Below are 16,734 nucleotides of genomic sequence, written 5' to 3' on the forward strand. Positions count from 1 at the left end.
AGCGTGGGCAGGTTGCGCTGCAACATGCGGCGACCGGCGCGCTGGCGATGGACGTGCCGCCGGATGCCGTGGCGCGCGTAGCTATCCGGGACATGAATGCGGCAACGCGATGCGTCAACAGCGGCGGCGCCTGCCGCGTTTGCGTTGACGTCGGCACACCGCCGATGTCCCTGGAGAATCGCATGTCCATTCGTCCCTTGTTGCTGGCCTCCCTGCTCGGCAGCGCGCTCGCCGGCGGCATGCTGGCCGCGCCCGCGCAGGCGCGCTCGGTGGTGGAACTGTCGGTGCGGACCGCGCCGCCGCCGCCGCGCTTCGAACGCGTGGTGGTGCGGCCGGGCTACGTCTGGGCGCCGGGCTACTGGCAGTGGAACGGCCGCCGCCATGTCTGGGTCGCCGGCCGCTACGTGGCCGCACGCCCGGGCTATGTCTATGTCGGCCCGCGCTGGGAGCATCGCGGCCCGGCCTACCGCTTCCACGGCGGCTATTGGGTGCATCGCTAGGCCGCGGCCTGGCGGCGCGGCAACGGTCCGCGCCGCCACAATGCTGCGTGGCGTCGTGACCGTCTTCATCGCGCTTTGCGATAGTGCGCGAACCACGGCACCCGCCGGTTCCCGAGATAACGCATGTCCAGGCATTCGCTGTCGCGTGCGTTCCAGCCGTCGTCGTCGGCGCCAGCCTTCCGTGGCGCGGGCTGTCTGCGCATGGCGTCCTAGCGATGCCGTCGCGCGTTCCGCCAGGCACCTATGCGATCGCCATCACCGTGCTGGCGGTGGCGATCGCCAGCGTCGCCGCATGGCGCGAACGTCCCACCGATGCGGCCTCGCACCGCGGACTCGGCGACGCCATCGACGCCACGGCGAAGACCGTCGCGGCGCGCAAACGCATCGCCACGCCCGTCGCCAGCGCGCCGGCTGCGCCGAGCGCCTCCCCGACCATCGACGAACCCAGCTTCGATCGGCAAGGCCAGCTGCTGCCGGATCCGGCATTGCGGCGCTACCTGGACCGCCATCTGACGCCAGTGGATGCACAGGCCGTGGCGACGCAGCGCCAGGACCTGGAACGCGACCTGGCCGCGATGCCCGCGGCGCAGGCGGGTCAGATCCTTGCCTGGTTCGATCGCTACGCCGCATATCTGCAGGCCGAAGCGGCAGGCGCGCCGCACGGCATCGACCAGGAACAGCAAGCGCAGCAGACCCGCGCACTGCGCGAACGCCTGCTCGGACCGCAAGCGGCCGGCACCCTCTTCGCCGACGAGACCGCCACGCGCTGAACGGCGCAGCGATCGGCGCCGGGTGGAGAAAGATGCCCTCCGCACCGCGCCCCGGCGCCATCGGAGCGTCGCAGCCGGCACCGAGATGCCTATGCCGCGCGGGTCTGCAGAGTCCGCCCGCAGAGTGCACGGTCCGCAGGCAATTGCTTTAAAATGCGCCTATCGCGACGATCAGGACCCGTTCCGGAACCCGTCGCGTTTTTCGTTTTGCGCACCCTCACTAGGCAAGTTCCTGGAACCAAGGTGTCCTACACCTGCAACGCCAGCGGAGCCCCCATGCTTTTCGAAACGCTAGCCACCACCGGCCACGAACAAGTCGTCTTCTGCAACAACCGCGACGTGGGCCTGCAGGCGATCATCGCCATCCACAACACCGTGCTCGGCCCCGCGCTGGGTGGCGTGCGCATGCGCCCCTATCCCAACACCGAGGCCGCGCTGCACGACGCGCTGCGGCTCAGCCGCACCATGACCTACAAGAACGCGCTGGCCGGGCTGAACATCGGCGGCGGCAAGGCGGTGATCATCGGCGATCCCAAGGCCGACAAGGCCGAGGCCCTGTTCCGCGCCTTCGGCCGCTACGTGGATTCGCTGGGCGGGCGCTACATCACCGCCGAGGACGTCGGCACCGACGTCAACGACATGGAACAGATCTACCTGGAGACCGAATACGTCACCGGCGTGCACCAGGTGCACGGCGGCTCCGGCGATCCGGCCCCGTTCACCGCCTATGGCGCGCTGCAGGCGCTGATGGCTTCGCTGCAGCGCAAGCTCGGCCACGAGGAGATCGGCAAGACCAGCATCGCCGTGCAGGGCCTGGGCCACATCGGCATGGAGCTGGTGAAGCTGCTGAAGGAGCGCGGCGCCAAGCTGTACGTCACCGACCTGGACCAGGCGCTGGTGGAACGCGCGGTCGCCGAATACGGCGCCGAGGCGGTCAAGCCGGACGAGATCTACGACGTGGCCGCCGACGTGCTGGCGCCGTGCGCGCTGGAAAGCGCGATCGACGAAGCCACCCTGCCGCGGCTGAAGGCGAAGATCATCTGCGGCACCGCCAACAACCAGCTGGCCAACGCCGCAGTGGGCGAAGAATTGCATCGCCGCGGCATCCTCTACGCCCCGGACTACGCGGTCAACGCCGGCGGAGTGATGAACGTGTCGCTGGAGATCGACGGCTACAACCGCGAACGCGCGATGCGCCTGATCCGCAGCCTGTACCACAACCTCGGCAAGATCTTCGACCTGTCCGAGCGCGACAACATCCCGCCGCAGCAGGCCGCCGACCGCATCGCCGAAGCGCGCATGCACGCCATCGGCAAGCTCAAGCTGCCGCTGGGCCGCACCGCCCCGCGCTCGATGGGGCATCTGCGCGGCGAGTAGACGAGCCAACAACAGAACTCCCGACGCGCAGCGCGTCGGGACTGAAGTCCCTCCCACAAGAGCCGGCACGCCATCGGCAGCCGAATGCCCCTGTAGGAGCGGCTTCAACCGCGACAAACGAAGAGGGAACCTGACGCTGCCTCGGCGCGTCAGCCGCAGCCTCCTCCACGAATCAAGAGCGCCTGCCGACGATAAGCCGGCACCGCATCGCCTGGCCCAAGCGCCCCTGTAGGAGCGGCTTCAGCCGCGACAAGCGAAGCGGGAAACCTGGCGCTACCTCAGCGCGTCAAGGCCGAAGCCTCCTCTGCGAATAAAGCGCGGGCCGCACCAAGCCCGCGCTACATCAGAACCCCAACCGATACCGCAGCGACATCGCATGATCGTCGCCGCGCGGGCCGAAGCGCCGGTCGTAGCCGATGCCCAGCGCGCTGCTGCCCCAGCGCCGATCCAGGCTCGCGCCGAACAGCCCGCCCGAACGCGCCGGCTGCAGATCCACCAGCGGCGCCCAGGCGTCCACGCCGACGAAGCTGGCCTGGCGCTGCAGTCCTTGCGCGGCCAGGGTCTGTTGCCATTCGGCATAGCCCTGCAGCGACCAGCCGCGCCCGCCGTAGCTAGCACGCAGACCGGCCAACGCCTGGCTGCGCGAAGAGGACGCGGCCGCGGCCATCAGTCCGAAGCCGTCGCCGCCCTGCTCGCGGAAGCCGTCGCTGTCGATGCGACTGTAGTCGGCGCCGGCGTACGGGGTCAGCGACGCCTTGCCGCGCCCGAAGCGGTAGCCGACTTCGACGCTGCTGGACAGGAAGCGTCCGGCGTAGCGGCTGGACGCATCGGCGACGCTATCGCCGAGCAGCAGGCTGCGGTCGAGCTGGCGCCGGTACTGCCCGCTGCCCAGCTGCGCCAGCGCGTAGGCATTGCCGGCGACCGCACCGAGATAGGCCTGGCCCTGCACCTGGCGGTCGCGGCTGTGGTCCAGGCCGCCGTCGCCGCCACCGTCGGCGCGGCTCTCGCCGAAGGCGAAACCGGCCACGCCGTGCTCGCCCAGGCGCAGGTCCTGGCCCATCATCCAGCCGTCGAGCTGGAACTGGCTGCCGGCGAAGCTGCCCTGCCCGGTGTCGCCCATGCGCTGGCTCCACGCGCCGATCGCACGCGGCTGCGCGACCAGGCTGTCGAAGCGGCCGGACAGCGCGCGCCGCTGCAGGTCGATGCTGTCGAAGGTCATCGCGGTAGCGGCCGCATGCGCTTCGCCGGACAGGCTGCGCAGCGTCGCCGCCGCAGCGGCCGCGCTTGGCGACTGCTGCACCGCGCCGGCCGCCTTCAGCAGCGACGCATCGACCGTCGCCGGATCCCGGCTCAGTTGCGAATCAAGCTGCGCGAACGCCGCATCCACCCGCGTGGCGGAGGCGAGCGTGGCAGCGGTGATGCTGCCGAAACTCGCCGCCGTGGCGGTGACGCTCAGCGCCTGCACGGTGATCGAGGCGCTGGTGCTGTCGTAGGCCAGCGACGAGGTCAGGAACACGTTCGACGGCGTGGTCACCGAGGCGAACGTGCCGCTGAGTCCGCCGCTGGTTTCGAGCACCTTGTAGGCGGTGTTGTTGACCACGTAGTCGCGCTTGCCGAGCACGTACAGCGAGCCGCCCTGCAGCGTCGCCGTACCGGTCACCGAGAGCTTGTCGCCGACCAGCAGCGCCAACCGGCCGTTGCTGTCCTGCACGTAGTTGCCGCTCAGGCTCAGCGCCGCGGCACCGACCTGGAAGGTGCCGGCATTGCTGACGTTGCCGCGCAGCGGCCCGGTACCGATGAAGGTGGCGCCGTTGCTGATCGTCACGTTGGAGCCGCCCAGGCTGGCCGCGCTGAGCGTACCGGCCTGCACCTGGGTCGTGCCGCTGTAGCTGTTCTGGGTGCCGCTCAGGGTCAAGGTGCCGCTGCCCTGCTTGATCAGGCCGCCGCTGCCGGCGATGTCGTTGGCCCAGGTCGAGCTGCCGCTGAACGACACGCTGACGTCGCCCCAGTCGAACCTGGCCGGCCCCAGCACCGCCTTGCCGACGTTGAGCAGACCGTAGCCGAAGGTGGCATCCACCCCGGGCGTGCCCAGGTCGGTGGCGGTGCCGAGCAGGGTCTGCCGCAGCAGGTCGTTGCTGAAGTAGGGAAACGCCTGCCACACCAGCGCCGCGGCGCCGGAGACCAACGGCGCCGCGTACGAGGTGCCGCTGCCGTAGTAGTAGTCAGGATTGGCGGTGGCGGTGGTCGCCTTGGGATCGACGAACACTTCCGTGCCCGGCGCCACCAGGCAGTAATGCATGGCCACGCCGCAGGCATTGGAATACGACTCCAGCTTGGTCCCGGTACTCGCATCCACCGCGGCCACCACCAGCCAGCCGCGCTCCAGGTCCGCCGCCGGACGGCTGCCGCCGGGGCCGGGCTGGCTGGGCAGCGCGGCGACGTCCGACGGATCGGCCTTGGCTTCGTTGCCGGCGGCGAACACCACCAGCCCGCCATTGCTCAGCACGAACGGGCGGTATTCGTTGGCGATGGCGTTGGTCGCGGTCGGATCGGTCCAGTAGATGCCGCCCCAGGAATTGTTCATCACCTTGACCCCGGCATTGATCAGGTCCTGGTGGACGGAGGCCAGGCCCAGCGCGCCGCTGGTCTGGTTGCCCTCGCCGCTGCCGTCGTCGTCGGGCGAGGTGTCGCTGATGATGCGCGCCGACACGATCTGCGCGCCGGGCGCGATGCCGCCGGGCCACGCGCCCACCGCCTTGCCCGCGGCCAGCTGCGCGACCGTGGTGCCGTGGCCGTCGACATCGTCGACGTTGACGTTGTTCTTGGCCGGATCGACATAGATCAGGTTGGACACCACGCGTCCGGCCAGGGCCGGGTGGTTGCGGTTCACGCCGGTGTCGACCACGCCGATGCGATAGCCGCTGCCGTCGTAGCCGGCGTTGTGCGCGGCCAGCGTGTTGGTCAGCGCCAGATGCGCGTCGAACGCCGGCTGCGGCGGTGGCGGCGAGGTCGGCGGCGAGGTGGGGGGAGAGGTCGGCGGCGGCGGCGGCGGGGGTGAGCTCGGCGGCGGCGAGGTCGGCGGCGGATCGCTGCGGGTCAGCCCGCCACCGCCGCCACCGCCGCACGAGGTCAACGCCATCGCCAGTGCGGTCGCCAGCAGCGACCGGGCCATCAACTTCCGCATGATCTCTCTCCGAAGATAAGCACACCGGCCAAGTCGGCAGGCAACGTTGCGTTAGCGGCCGCAAACAGGCGGCCTGAATTGGCATGAATCTACACCGGAATCCACATCGACAATCTACGCCGCCACGATCCTGCCAACGCGCCGCGATTGGCAGAAGTCGCCCCGAGGCAGATAATCGGCGACTAATCTTTCGTAAAGGTTTGCCATGACCGAGATCGTCATCGCCGCGGCCAAGCGCACCGCCATCGGCGCCTTCCTGGGCCAGTTCAACGGCGTGCCCACGCCGGAACTCGGCGCCACGGCCATCCGCGCCGCGCTGGAGCAGTCCGGCATCCCCGCCGCCGACGTGTCGGAAGTGATCATGGGCTGTGTGCTGCCGGCCAACCTCGGCCAGGCGCCGGCGCGCCAGGCCGCGCGCGCCGCCGGCGTGCCCGACGCCACCGGCGCCACCACGATCAACAAGGTCTGCGGCTCGGGCATGAAGGCGATCATGCTCGGCCACGACCTGATCAAGGCCGGCTCGGCCAGCATCGTCGTCGCCGGCGGCATGGAATCGATGAGCAACGCCCCGCACCTGCTGCCGAATTCGCGCACCGGCAACCGCTACGGCAACTTCCAGGCGGTCGACCACATGGCCTGGGACGGCCTGACCAACCCCGACGACGGCCAGGCCATGGGCGTGTTCGGCGAGGCCACTGCGGAGAAGTTCGGCTTCAGCCGCCAGGACCAGGACGCCTACGCGATCGAGTCGGTGACGCGTGCGCAGGCCGCGCAGCGCGATGGCGCGTTCGACGCGGAGATCGTTCCGGTGCGCGTGGCCACCCGCAAGGGCGAGGCGGTGTTCGCCAGCGACGAGCAACCAGGCAAGTCCGACATCGCCAAGATCCCCACGCTGAAACCGGCGTTCAAGAAGGATGGCACGGTCACCGCCGCCAGCTCCTCCAGCATCTCCGACGGCGCCGCCGCCACGGTACTGCTCAGCGCCAACGACGCGGCCCGCCGCGGCGTGGTGCCGCTGGCGCGGATCGCCGGCCACGCCACGTTCTCGCAGGCGCCGGAGTGGTTCACCACCGCTCCGGTCGGCGCGATCAAGAAGCTGCTCGAGCAGGTCGGCTGGAGCCTGGACCAGGTCGACCTGTTCGAAATCAACGAAGCCTTCGCGGTGGTGCCGATGGTGCCGATCAAGGAACTGGGACTGGACCCGGCCAAGGTCAACGTCAACGGCGGCGCCTGCGCGCTCGGCCATCCGATCGGCGCATCCGGCGCGCGGCTGGTGGTGACATTGCTAAACGCGTTGCGCACGCGCGGCGGACGCCGCGGAATCGCAACCCTGTGCATCGGCGGTGGCGAGGCGACAGCGGTCGCCATCGAATTGATTTGATTGGAATTAACCCTTAAAACACAAAAATGAATGCGCGTGCGCTTGACAGCCGACTTTGGCTTGTCATCATGTTGAGGGCGCGCAATAGCGCGTTGCCTAACTAAACGACGAGGATAGACACACATGAGCATCAACAAGCTGCTGATCGCAATGGCCCTGGGCCTGGCCCTGGCCGCATGCTCGAAGCAGGAGCAGGCGCAGGACGCCGCTGCTTCGGCTAACGAAGCCGCCACCGACGCGCAGGCTGCTGCCGACCAGGCTTCGGCCGCCGGTGCCGCCACCGCCGATTCCGCCCAGGCTGCTGCCGACACGGCCGCTACCGCTGCCAACACCGCTGCCGACGCTTCGCAGGCCGCCGCCGCTGCCCCGACCGATGCCGCTGCCGACAAGGCTGCCGACACCGCCAAGGCTGCTGACGACACCGCCGACAAGGCCAAGGACGCTGCCGAAGAAGCCAAGAAGTAATAACTTCTCGCTTCAGGCACGTCTGAAGAAGCCGCTGGTTCGCCAGCGGCTTTTTCTTTGCCCGCGATTCGCCCAAGCGCATGCGCGATACCGGCGCTGCCCGCTGCGCCAGGCTTTCGGCCGACGCTATCATTGGCGAGCGCGAGCGCTTGGCCGGCGCCATCGGCGCTGTCACCTCCAGGCCGAATTTCTTTCGCAACGGACTTGCCAATGATCGTCGGTATCGACCTCGGCACCACCCATTCGCTGATCGGCGCCTACTTCGAGCAAGGCAGCCGCTTGTTTCCCAACGCGCTCGGCGAGTTGCTGACCCCGTCGGTGGTCAGCGTCGACGACAGCGGCATCCTGGTCGGCCAGGCCGCGCGCGAACGCCTGGTCAGCCATCCGCAGCGCAGCGTGGCGGCGTTCAAGCGCTGGATGGGCAGCGACCGCGAAACCGTGCTGGGCGAGCATCGCTTCCGCCCGGAAGAACTGTCGGCGATGGTGCTGCGCTCGTTGCTGGCCGATGCCGAAGCCGCACTCGGCGAAAAAGTGCACGAGGCCGTCATCAGCGTGCCCGCGTATTTCTCCGATGCCCAGCGCAAGGCGACCCGCGCGGCCGGCGAACTGGCCGGCATCCGCGTCGAGCGGCTGATCAACGAACCCACCGCGGCTGCCCTCGCCTACGGCCTGCAGGAACGCCAGGGCCATGGCCGCTTCCTGGTGCTGGACCTGGGCGGCGGCACCTTCGACGTGTCGATCCTGGAGATGTTCGAAGGCGTCATCGAGGTCCACGCCAGCGCCGGCGACAACTTCCTCGGCGGCGAGGATTTCCTGGAACTGCTGCTGCAGGCCTTCCTGGCCGACCATGCGCTCGCGCCGCAGGCGCTGAGCGTGCAGGAGAGCGGCCAGCTGCGGCGGCGGCTGGAAGCGGCCAAGCGCGCGCTGTCCAGCGGCCAGGAAGCGACCGTACAGATCGGCGTGGCCGGCCAGGCCTTGCACTGGACGCTGCACGAGGAACGCTTCAACCGCCTGGCCGAACCGCTGGTGCAGCGCATGCGCGCGCCACTGGAACGGGCGATGCGCGATGCGCGGCTGCAGCCGGCGCAGCTGGACGAGATCGTGCTGGTCGGCGGCGCGACGCGGATGCCGCTGGTCGCCAAGCTGGTCACGCGCATGTTCGGGCGGCTGCCGATGCGCCACATCAATCCCGACCAGGCGGTGGCGCTGGGCGCGGCGGTGGCGGCCGGGATGAAGGCGCGCGATGCCGCGCTGGAAGAAGTGATCCTCACCGACGTGTGCCCGTATACGCTCGGTACCGAAGTCGCCGCGCGCGACGCGCACGGCCAGCTGCGCACCGGCCTGTTCCATCCGATCATCCAGCGCAACAGCACCGTGCCGATCAGCCGCGAGGACAGCTTCTACCCGGTCCACGACGAGCAGGAACACCTGGTGATCGATGTCTACCAGGGCGAGAGTCCGCTGGTGGCCAAGAACATCAAGCTCGGCGAACTGCGGGTGCCGCTGCCCAAACACCTGCCCACTGCCGAGAAAGGCGTCACCACCCGCTTCACCTACGACAACAACGGCCTGCTGCAGGTGGAAGTGACCGAGCACCACAGCGGCCTCAAGCACGAACTGATCCTGGAACAGAATCCCGGCCTGCTCGGCACCGAACAGATCCGCGAACGGCTGGCCGCGTTGCAGGCGCTGAAGATCCATCCGCGCGAACAGCAGGACAACCTGAGCCTGCTGGCGCGCGCCGAACGCATGTACGAGGAATGCCTGGACCTGCGCGAACAGATCCAGGCCTGGATCGTCGCCTTCCGCGGCGCGCTCGACACCCAGGACCTGCGCCTGATCGACGATCATCGCCGACAGCTCGGCGAGGCGCTGGACGCATTGGAGCGTCGCGCTTGAACTGGGCGTTGCGGTGGCTGCAACTGCCGCCGGATGCCGACGAAACCGCGATCAAGCGCAGCTACGCCAAGCTGCTGCGCCAGCATCGCCCGGACACCGACCCGGAAGGTTTCCAGCAACTGCACGCGGCCTACCAGGCCGCGCTGGCCTGGGCGCGAGCGCGCGGCGACGATGCCGATGCCGATGCCGATGCCGATGCCGATGCCGACGAGGATATCGAAGAGGTTGAAGACAACACTGCTCGTGCAGCTGCGCAGACCGCGACCGTTGCTGGCAACCTTGCCGCCAACGATGGCGACGGCGACGATCGGCGCGACGCGCAGTCGACTCCGGCAGCGGCGTCCGCCACGCACGGCGATTTCCTCGACAGCCACCGGCCACGCCCCGAGACCGAGGGTGAGGCCCCACACCCGACGCAGCACCCGCCGACGCCAGCGCCGCAGGTCGACGCGGCTACGCCGCCGCCGTGCGACCCCGAAGCGCTGTGCGACGATCTCCTCGCCGTGGCCACGCGCGCCGAGCCGCAGGCGCTGCAGCAGTGGCTGGAAGGTCAACCTACGCTGTGGTCGCTACGCGACAAGGCGCAGGTCGGCTGGCTGTTGAGCCATCGATTGCAGCAGCGACTGCCACCGATCCAGCGCGACAATTTCGCGATCCTGCTCGGCTTCTTCGGCCTGGACGACATCGCCGCCGGCCCTGCGGCGCAGGCCTTGCCGATGCTGCAGGAGCGCCTGCACCTGGCCTGGGAAATGCAGCCGGCAAACGCCGAGACGCTGGCTCGGCGGGTGTATCCCGCCACCGCCGACGAATATCGGGTGCCCGCGCTGATGCGCCAGCTGACCCGTCCGTTTGCGCTGCCGCAGGCGCTATGGGCGAGCTTGATGCCGGGGCGGCCGCTGGCGCTGCGCCGATTGCTGCTGCGCCTGGATCAGGGCCGTCTGCACACCCTGCCCGCACCGGTGGACCCGCAACAGATCGATTTCTGGATGAGCGCCAGCGAGGCCGGCTACCTGACCCGGGCGCGGCTGTTGGTCGGCCTGCTGCGTTGCGCCGCCACCGCGCTGCTGGTGGCCAGTGTGGTGCTGCTGGCGAGCGCCGCCAGCGCCTGGTCGCCGGATCCGGTGCCGATGACCTTCGCGCTGGCGCGCAGCGGCCTGGCCGCCTTGGCGATCCTGGCGCTGTGGGCCGCGTGGCTGCTCGCCGGCACGCTGCTGCGCTGGCAGGGCGAAGCGGAGTCGGACACTCGTTCGCCGGCACCGCACTGGCTACGCTGGTCGTTCGTTCCGCTGCTGGCCGGTATCGGCCTGGGCGTGAGCGAGATCCCCGGACAGCAGCTGGCCGGCGGCGTCATCGCCACCATCGCGTTGTTCTTGTCGATGGTGCGGCTATGGCGGCGAAGCGGGCGCCCCTACCGCCCGAACAGCACCATTCTCTGGCTGGCCTTCCTGACCCCCAGCATGGCCCAGTCGATCCCGGTCCCGCTCAGCGCGGCACTGGCGCTGGGTTTGTGGACGTGGGATCTGCTGCGCCACCATCGGCTGCGCCGGCGAAGTTCCTGAACGCGAGCCGGTGGCGATCGCCGGCATTGACACCGGCTGCATGCGCGCCCGCCTAGGCTGCGCCGCATCAACCCGCAATGGAGAACGCGCATGAACAAGACCCCGATCGTGGCAGTGGCCCTGCTGGGCGCCCTGGCGCTGGCCGCCTGCCAAGGCCCGGAAGCGCAGCAAGCGCAGCGCGACGCCAAGGTGGCTGCGGAGCAGACCGGCGAAGCGGCCAAGGAAGCCGCCGACCAGGCCGCGCAGACCGGCCACGAAATCGCCACCGACGCCCGCGACGCGGCGCACCGCGCCGCCAACTCCGAGGCGGTGCAGGATGCCTCGGCCGCTGCCAAGGAAGCCGCGGCCGACGCCAGCGAGGCCACCGCCAGCGCGGCGCAGAAGCTCGCCGACAAGGCGCGCGAGAACGCCAACGAAGATCCGCACAACGGCGACAAAGAGAAGCATTGATCGCATTCGCCCGCCGCACTCGCGCATTGCGCACGAGTGCGGCGGCTAGCGTGGCGGCGCCGCGAACCGCGCCGCCACGTCCCCAGTAAAACCGGCGTTGCTGCGCCGATGTCGCAACCCGGCCGCGCCGTGGCGTGACCTACGCCACCTTTTGCACGCGAGGGTTCTGCCGATCCGGTCCCTGGTTACAATTCCCCCATGTCGACGTTCCAACGCGTGCGGATCAGAACCCGCCTAGCGCTTCTGTTTTCCGCCCTGGTCTTCGTCTCGATCGGGTTCGGGGTGTTTTCCGGCGCACAGCGTTCGATCTCCGATGCGGCGCGCGTGGCCCACACTCACCAGGTGCTGCGCAGCATCGACGAAGTGCAATCGACCCTGCTGCTGGCCGAAACCGCGGCGCGCGGCTACGAACTCACCGGCAACCAGGCCTACCTCAGCAACTACCGCGACAGCGCCGAACGCGTGCCGCGGCATCTGGCGCAGCTGCGCGGCCTGGTGGTCGACAACCCGGTACAGATCGCGAACCTGGACATCCTGCAACGCATCGTGCAGGCGCGGCTGACGCAGATGCAGCAGATGCTCGAGATCTACCAGCGCGACGGATTGGACGCGCTGCAACGCGCGATGGCGCCGAGCGTGTTCAAGGATTCCAGCGCGATCCGCGACCACGTGCAGCAGATGACCGAGCTGGAGCAACAGCTGCTGCAGAGCCGCGACCGTTCCAACCAGCGCAGTTCCGATCTTCTGCTCGCGCTGGCCCTGGCCGGGATTCCGTTCGGCCTGGGCAGCGTGGGCGTGGTCTACGCGTTGCTGTTCCGCGAATTGCGCAGCCGCAGCAATGCCGAGCAGGCCGCCTCGGTCGCCAACGAAAAGCTGGCCGCCAGTATCCGCGACCTGGAGCGCACCAGCGCCGATCTCAACGCGCTCAGCCGCTACACCGGTCTGCTGCAGAGCTGCGTGGACCCCAAGGAAGCGCTGGAGGTGACCGCGCGCATGCTCGCCGCGCTGATGCCCGACGCCGGCGGCAGCGTGTACCTGCTGCGCGCGTCGCGCGATCGCGCCGAATCCATCGTCGCCTGGGGCCAGGCGCCGGTGCGCAGCGAACCGGCGGTGGCGCCGGAGGAATGCTGGGCGCTGCGTCGCGACAAGGCGCACTTCGTGCACGCGCTGCGCCACGACTCGGCGTGCGCGCATCTGCTCGACGATCCGCAGGCGGTCGGCGCCAGCAGCGCCTGCATTCCGCTGTCCGCGCAGGGCACGCAACTGGGCTTCGTGTTCCTGGCCGGTCCCGGCCCCGGGCCGCTGCCGCGCATCGCCATCGCCGAGGCGGCCGCCGAGCAGCTGTCGTTGGCGCTGAGCAACCTGCGCCTGCGCGAATCGCTGCGCATGCAGTCGATCCGCGACCCGCTCACCGGCCTGTTCAACCGCCGCTATCTGGAGGAGTCGCTGAACCACGAACTGGCGCGCTGCGCACGCCGCTCGGTGCCGCTGTCGCTGCTGATGCTGGACGTGGACCACTTCAAGCACTTCAACGACCTGCACGGCCATGGCGGCGGCGACAGCCTGCTCGCCGCGGTCGGGCAGATGCTCGCCTCGCGGCTGCGCGGCGAGGACATCGCCTGCCGCTACGGCGGCGAGGAATTCACCGTGATCCTGCCGGAAACCGGCGCGGAGGCGGCGCTGGCGATCGCCGAGCAGATCCGCAGCGCCGCGCAGCAGATGAGCACCACGCTGGACGGCAAGGCGCTGCCGGGGGTGACGCTCTCGATCGGGCTGGCCAGCTATTCGCGCGACGGCGTGGTCGCCACCACCCTGCTGCGCAAGGCCGATGCGGCGCTGTACCGGGCCAAGCGCAGCGGCCGCAACCAGGTGCAGCAGTTCGATCCGGCGCTGGACGGTATGGGCTGAGGACAATCGCGTCCCAATGAGAAGGCGGAAGGCGCGCTGCGCCTGGGTGCCTGCCGCCCAGACCGCCGGATAAGGGAAAGCGTCCCATTCGATCGCGCTGCAGGCCGTGGATCCGCTCGCGGCGTACGAAGCGCGCTTTAGCGATGGTTGTCACAAAACCTGAGCGGTAGAGCGGGGATAGTCGGCTTTCCCCCGACTGGAGACGTCTTCGCATGTCCATCTGGAAAGATCAGGGTACCCCGCGCAAGGATGGCCTGCCGCTGCCTGGCACGCCCGGCGGCACCGCAGTGCCCGAGCCACGGCCGGTCACCGAACCGGCGCTCGGCGAGTCCGCGGTCAGCGTCGCCGCGGCCGCTCCCCTCCCCGTACGCGCCGCAGCGCCGGCGGCAAAGGAGTCGCTGATCGCTGCCGACATCACCATCGAAGGCAAGATCGAAGGCACCGGCCACATCCGCATCGCCGGCAAGTTCAAGGGCGACGTCAACGTGCAGGGCGACCTGACCATCGAGACCGGGGCCAAGCTCAGCGGCGGCGTGCGCGCCAACAAGGTGATCATCGCCGGCGAGCTGGAAGGCAACATCGAATCGGCCTCGCAGGTGGAGTTGCTGGCCTCCGGCGCGCTGATCGGCGACGTCAAGGCCGGCTCGCTGACCGTGGCCTCCGGCGCGCGGATGCGCGGCCAGGCCGACTTCGGCTGGGAAGACGACAAGGGTCGCAAGGGCGGCAAGCCGACCACGGAGCCCGACGCCGGCGCATGAGCACGCCGCGTCCCGGCACCCCGGGGGCGACCCGGACCTGTCCCCACTGCAAGGCGACGATCCTGGAAAGCGCCAGCGTCTGCCCGGCCTGCAAGCACCACCTGCGCTTCGACTCGGCGGTGCTGCAGCAATCGGCGGCGACCGCGACGGTGCCGCTGCGCGTGCAGGGCACCATCCAGCATCCTGCCGACGGCACCGCGTGGGAGTACACGGTGGTGGTGACGATCCGCAACGGCCGCGGCGAGGAAATCAAGCGCCAACTGGTCGGCGTCGGCGCGATGCTGGACGGCGAGGAACGCAGCTTCACCCTGTCGGTGGAGGCGACCCAGGCCAAGGGCGGCGGCAAGCGCGGGACGCGGCATTAGCCGCACTGGCTGGCGGTACCCTCATCCGCCCCTGCAGGGCACCTTCTCCCGACGGGAGAAGGAACAGCGGCTAGCCCCTCTCCCGCCGGGAGAGGGGTTGGGGTGAGGGTACGGCGCGAAGCGTCTCGCGGAATTGGGTGCACGAGGCTGCGCCCGTACCCTCATCCGCCCCTTCGGGGCACCTTCTCCCGAGGGGAGAAGGAACAGCCGACTAGCCCCTCTCCCGCCGGGAGAGGGGTTGGGGTGAGGGTACGACGCGAAGCGACTCGCGGAGTTTGGGTGCACGAGGCTGCGCCCGTACCCTCATCCGCCCCTTCGGGGCACCTTCTCCTGAGGAGAGAAGGAACAGCCGACTAGCCCGTCTCCCACCGGGAGAGGGGTTGGGGTGAGGGTACGGCGCCCGCTGTCTCACCCACCAGTCAGGGCAACACCCGCGCCAACAACTCCTCCACCGGCACATCCGCGTCCAGCGTGCCGAACGCCAGCCCGTGCGCGCCGGCCAGGCGACTGCGCACGAATGCCTCGGCAGCAGGACTGGCGCTGCGCAACAGCAGCGCCGCCTGCAACGCCAGCGCGATGCGCTCGCTGATGCGGCGCGCGGCGTATTCGTCCACCTCGCCGTTGCCGGCCAGCGGCGCGCGCAGCGCGTCCAATGCCTTGTCGTAGTCCGCGTTCGCACCCGCCGCGGTCTCCAACTCGGCCAGCAGCGCCGCCGCGCTGGCCGGCTCGCGCGCCAGCGCACGCAGCACGTCCAGGCACTGGATGTTGCCGCTGCCTTCCCAGATCGAATTCAGCGGCGCCTGCCGGTACAGTCGCGGCAACATCGATTCCTCGACATAACCCGCACCGCCCAGGCATTCCTGCGCTTCGTTGACGAAGGCCGGCGCGCGCTTGCACAGCCAATACTTTCCCAGCGCGGTGGCGATACGCGCGAATGCGGCCTCGGCCGGATCGCGCTCGGCCGCATCCACCGCGCGCGCCACGCGCATGGCGAACGCGGTGGCGGCCTCGGATTCGATCGCCAGGTCGGCGAGCACATTGCGCATCAGCGGCTGCTCGACCAGGCGCTTGCCGAACGCCACGCGATGCCGCGCGTGATGCAACGCCTGCGCCAGCGCCATGCGCATCTGCGCAGCGGCGGCGAGCATGCAGTCCAGCCGGGTCAGCATCACCATGCCGATGATGCGCGCCACGCCGCGCCCTTCCGCGCCGATGCGTTGCGCCCAGGCGCCGGCGAATTCGATTTCGCTGGAGGCGTTCGACCAGTCGCCGAGCTTGTCCTTCAAGCGCATCAGCCGCAGCGCGTTGAGCCGGCCGTCGGGCAGGCGCCGTGGCAGCAGGAAGCAACTCAGCCCGCCCGGCGCCTGCGCCAGCACCAGGAACCCATCGGACATCGGCGCGGAGAAGAACCACTTGTGCCCGACCAGCGCGTACTCGCCGTCGGCGCCCAGCGGCGTGGCGACGGTGGCGTTGCTGCGTACGTCCGAGCCGCCCTGCTTCTCGGTCATGCCCATGCCCAGGGTGATGCCGGCCTTGTCGGCGATCGGCACGTCGCGCGGGTCGTAGTGCGGCGCGGCGGCCTTGTCCGCCCAGTCTCGCAGCGCCGGTTCCTGGCGCAGCACCGCGACCGCGGCATGGGTCATCGTCAACGGACAGCTGGTGCCGGCCTCGGCCTGGTGATGCAGGTAGCTCAGCGCCGCCCGCGCCACATGCGCGCCCGGCTGCGGCGTGTGCCAGGACAGGCCGGCCACGCCGTGGGTCTTGGCCGCATCCAGCAGCTGGTGATAGGCCGGATGGAATTCGACCGTGTCGATGCGGTGGCCGTAGCGGTCGTGCGTGCGCAGCCGCGGCCGGTCGCGATTGGCATCGAAACCGAGCCGGTACAGCGTGTCCCCGGCGAGCGCGCCATACGTCGCCAGCTGCGCGGCGAACGCTTCGCCGCCCTCGCATGCGACCGCGGCGCGCAGCACCGCATCGTCGCGCCACAGGTCGCGCGGCTCGAACGGCGGCGGCTGGTTGTCGACCACGTGCGTGGCGAAGGCGGGCAGGTCCCGTTGCATGCATCTCCCTCCCAGAAGTGCGTGCCGCATTGTGGCCGATCCGCATACGTGCGGTGAA

The 16,734-nt window shown here is 69.7% G+C and carries 13 protein-coding genes; 11 read left to right on the forward strand and 2 right to left on the reverse strand.

What is annotated here, in order from left to right:
* The first annotated feature begins 182 nt into the window (after window positions 1-182).
* From HEP75_RS14535 to HEP75_RS14545, 3 genes are all read left to right on the forward strand, one after another.
* On the forward strand, window positions 183-500 hold the full coding sequence (locus HEP75_RS14535; protein ID WP_185813414.1) for a YXWGXW repeat-containing protein: 318 nt from the start codon (window positions 183-185) through the stop codon (window positions 498-500).
* Between the two features lie 215 nt (window positions 501-715).
* On the forward strand, window positions 716-1,270 hold the full coding sequence (locus HEP75_RS14540) for a hypothetical protein (protein WP_185823995.1): 555 nt from the start codon (window positions 716-718) through the stop codon (window positions 1,268-1,270).
* Window positions 1,271-1,546: 276 nt separating this feature from the next.
* The gene (locus HEP75_RS14545; protein WP_185823996.1) at window positions 1,547-2,647 is read left to right on the forward strand and encodes a Glu/Leu/Phe/Val dehydrogenase; all 1,101 of its coding nucleotides are present in this window, start codon (window positions 1,547-1,549) and stop codon (window positions 2,645-2,647) included.
* Window positions 2,648-2,990: 343 nt separating this feature from the next.
* On the opposite strand, the gene HEP75_RS14550 is transcribed toward HEP75_RS14545, so the two are convergent.
* Window positions 2,991-5,834, reverse strand: a complete 2,844-nt coding sequence (locus HEP75_RS14550) for an autotransporter serine protease (protein WP_185826617.1) — start codon at window positions 5,832-5,834, stop codon at window positions 2,991-2,993.
* Between the two features lie 202 nt (window positions 5,835-6,036).
* Between HEP75_RS14550 and HEP75_RS14555 the strand changes: the two genes are divergently transcribed.
* The 8 genes from HEP75_RS14555 to HEP75_RS14590 all read left to right on the forward strand — a co-directional run bounded on the left by HEP75_RS14555 (window position 6,037) and on the right by HEP75_RS14590 (window position 14,616).
* Window positions 6,037-7,212: a thiolase family protein gene (locus HEP75_RS14555; protein WP_185823997.1), complete on the forward strand. Its 1,176-nt coding sequence runs from the start codon at window positions 6,037-6,039 to the stop codon at window positions 7,210-7,212.
* Between the two features lie 123 nt (window positions 7,213-7,335).
* The gene (locus HEP75_RS14560; RefSeq protein ID WP_145701049.1) at window positions 7,336-7,677 is read left to right on the forward strand and encodes a hypothetical protein; all 342 of its coding nucleotides are present in this window, start codon (window positions 7,336-7,338) and stop codon (window positions 7,675-7,677) included.
* A gap of 210 nt (window positions 7,678-7,887) precedes the next feature.
* Window positions 7,888-9,576: a molecular chaperone HscC gene (locus HEP75_RS14565; protein ID WP_185823998.1), complete on the forward strand. Its 1,689-nt coding sequence runs from the start codon at window positions 7,888-7,890 to the stop codon at window positions 9,574-9,576.
* Complete coding sequence (locus HEP75_RS14570) at window positions 9,573-11,135, forward strand: J domain-containing protein (RefSeq protein ID WP_185823999.1); 1,563 nt, start codon at window positions 9,573-9,575, stop codon at window positions 11,133-11,135. Before HEP75_RS14565 ends, HEP75_RS14570 begins: the two co-directional genes overlap by 4 nt.
* Before the next feature lie 90 nt (window positions 11,136-11,225).
* Entirely contained in the window at window positions 11,226-11,585 is a 360-nt protein-coding gene (locus HEP75_RS14575) for a hypothetical protein (protein ID WP_185813420.1), read from the forward strand.
* A gap of 198 nt (window positions 11,586-11,783) precedes the next feature.
* Window positions 11,784-13,493 (forward strand): diguanylate cyclase, encoded by a 1,710-nt coding sequence (locus HEP75_RS14580; RefSeq protein WP_185824000.1) that lies wholly within the window; start codon window positions 11,784-11,786, stop codon window positions 13,491-13,493.
* 212 nt (window positions 13,494-13,705) lie between these two features.
* Window positions 13,706-14,251 carry a polymer-forming cytoskeletal protein gene (locus tag HEP75_RS14585; RefSeq protein ID WP_185824001.1) on the forward strand — a complete coding sequence of 182 codons (546 nt, stop codon included), beginning with the start codon at window positions 13,706-13,708 and terminating at the stop codon, window positions 14,249-14,251.
* Window positions 14,248-14,616 (forward strand): hypothetical protein, encoded by a 369-nt coding sequence (locus HEP75_RS14590; protein WP_184411379.1) that lies wholly within the window; start codon window positions 14,248-14,250, stop codon window positions 14,614-14,616. Before HEP75_RS14585 ends, HEP75_RS14590 begins: the two co-directional genes overlap by 4 nt.
* Window positions 14,617-15,035: 419 nt before the next feature.
* Here the strand turns inward: HEP75_RS14590 and HEP75_RS14595 are convergent, their stop codons facing one another.
* Window positions 15,036-16,676 (reverse strand): acyl-CoA dehydrogenase family protein, encoded by a 1,641-nt coding sequence (locus HEP75_RS14595; RefSeq protein WP_185824002.1) that lies wholly within the window; start codon window positions 16,674-16,676, stop codon window positions 15,036-15,038.
* Between the last annotated feature and the right edge of the window lie 58 nt (window positions 16,677-16,734).

This window comes from Xanthomonas sp. SI (assembly GCF_014236855.1).
Taxonomy (GTDB): domain Bacteria; phylum Pseudomonadota; class Gammaproteobacteria; order Xanthomonadales; family Xanthomonadaceae; genus Xanthomonas_A.

What these genes read in the sequence shown, in the direction of transcription:
- HEP75_RS14585 (WP_185824001.1), top strand. Translation starts at nt 13,706, where the DNA reads ATGTCCATCTGGAAAGATCAGGGTACCCCGCGCAAGGATGGCCTGCCG.
- HEP75_RS14580 (WP_185824000.1), top strand. Translation starts at nt 11,784, where the DNA reads ATGTCGACGTTCCAACGCGTGCGGATCAGAACCCGCCTAGCGCTTCTG.
- HEP75_RS14590 (WP_184411379.1), top strand. Translation starts at nt 14,248, where the DNA reads ATGAGCACGCCGCGTCCCGGCACCCCGGGGGCGACCCGGACCTGTCCC.
- HEP75_RS14535 (WP_185813414.1), top strand. Translation starts at nt 183, where the DNA reads ATGTCCATTCGTCCCTTGTTGCTGGCCTCCCTGCTCGGCAGCGCGCTC.
- HEP75_RS14575 (WP_185813420.1), top strand. Translation starts at nt 11,226, where the DNA reads ATGAACAAGACCCCGATCGTGGCAGTGGCCCTGCTGGGCGCCCTGGCG.
- HEP75_RS14545 (WP_185823996.1), top strand. Translation starts at nt 1,547, where the DNA reads ATGCTTTTCGAAACGCTAGCCACCACCGGCCACGAACAAGTCGTCTTC.
- HEP75_RS14540 (WP_185823995.1), top strand. Translation starts at nt 716, where the DNA reads ATGCCGTCGCGCGTTCCGCCAGGCACCTATGCGATCGCCATCACCGTG.
- HEP75_RS14595 (WP_185824002.1), bottom strand. Translation starts at nt 16,676, where the DNA reads ATGCAACGGGACCTGCCCGCCTTCGCCACGCACGTGGTCGACAACCAG.
- HEP75_RS14555 (WP_185823997.1), top strand. Translation starts at nt 6,037, where the DNA reads ATGACCGAGATCGTCATCGCCGCGGCCAAGCGCACCGCCATCGGCGCC.
- HEP75_RS14560 (WP_145701049.1), top strand. Translation starts at nt 7,336, where the DNA reads ATGAGCATCAACAAGCTGCTGATCGCAATGGCCCTGGGCCTGGCCCTG.
- HEP75_RS14565 (WP_185823998.1), top strand. Translation starts at nt 7,888, where the DNA reads ATGATCGTCGGTATCGACCTCGGCACCACCCATTCGCTGATCGGCGCC.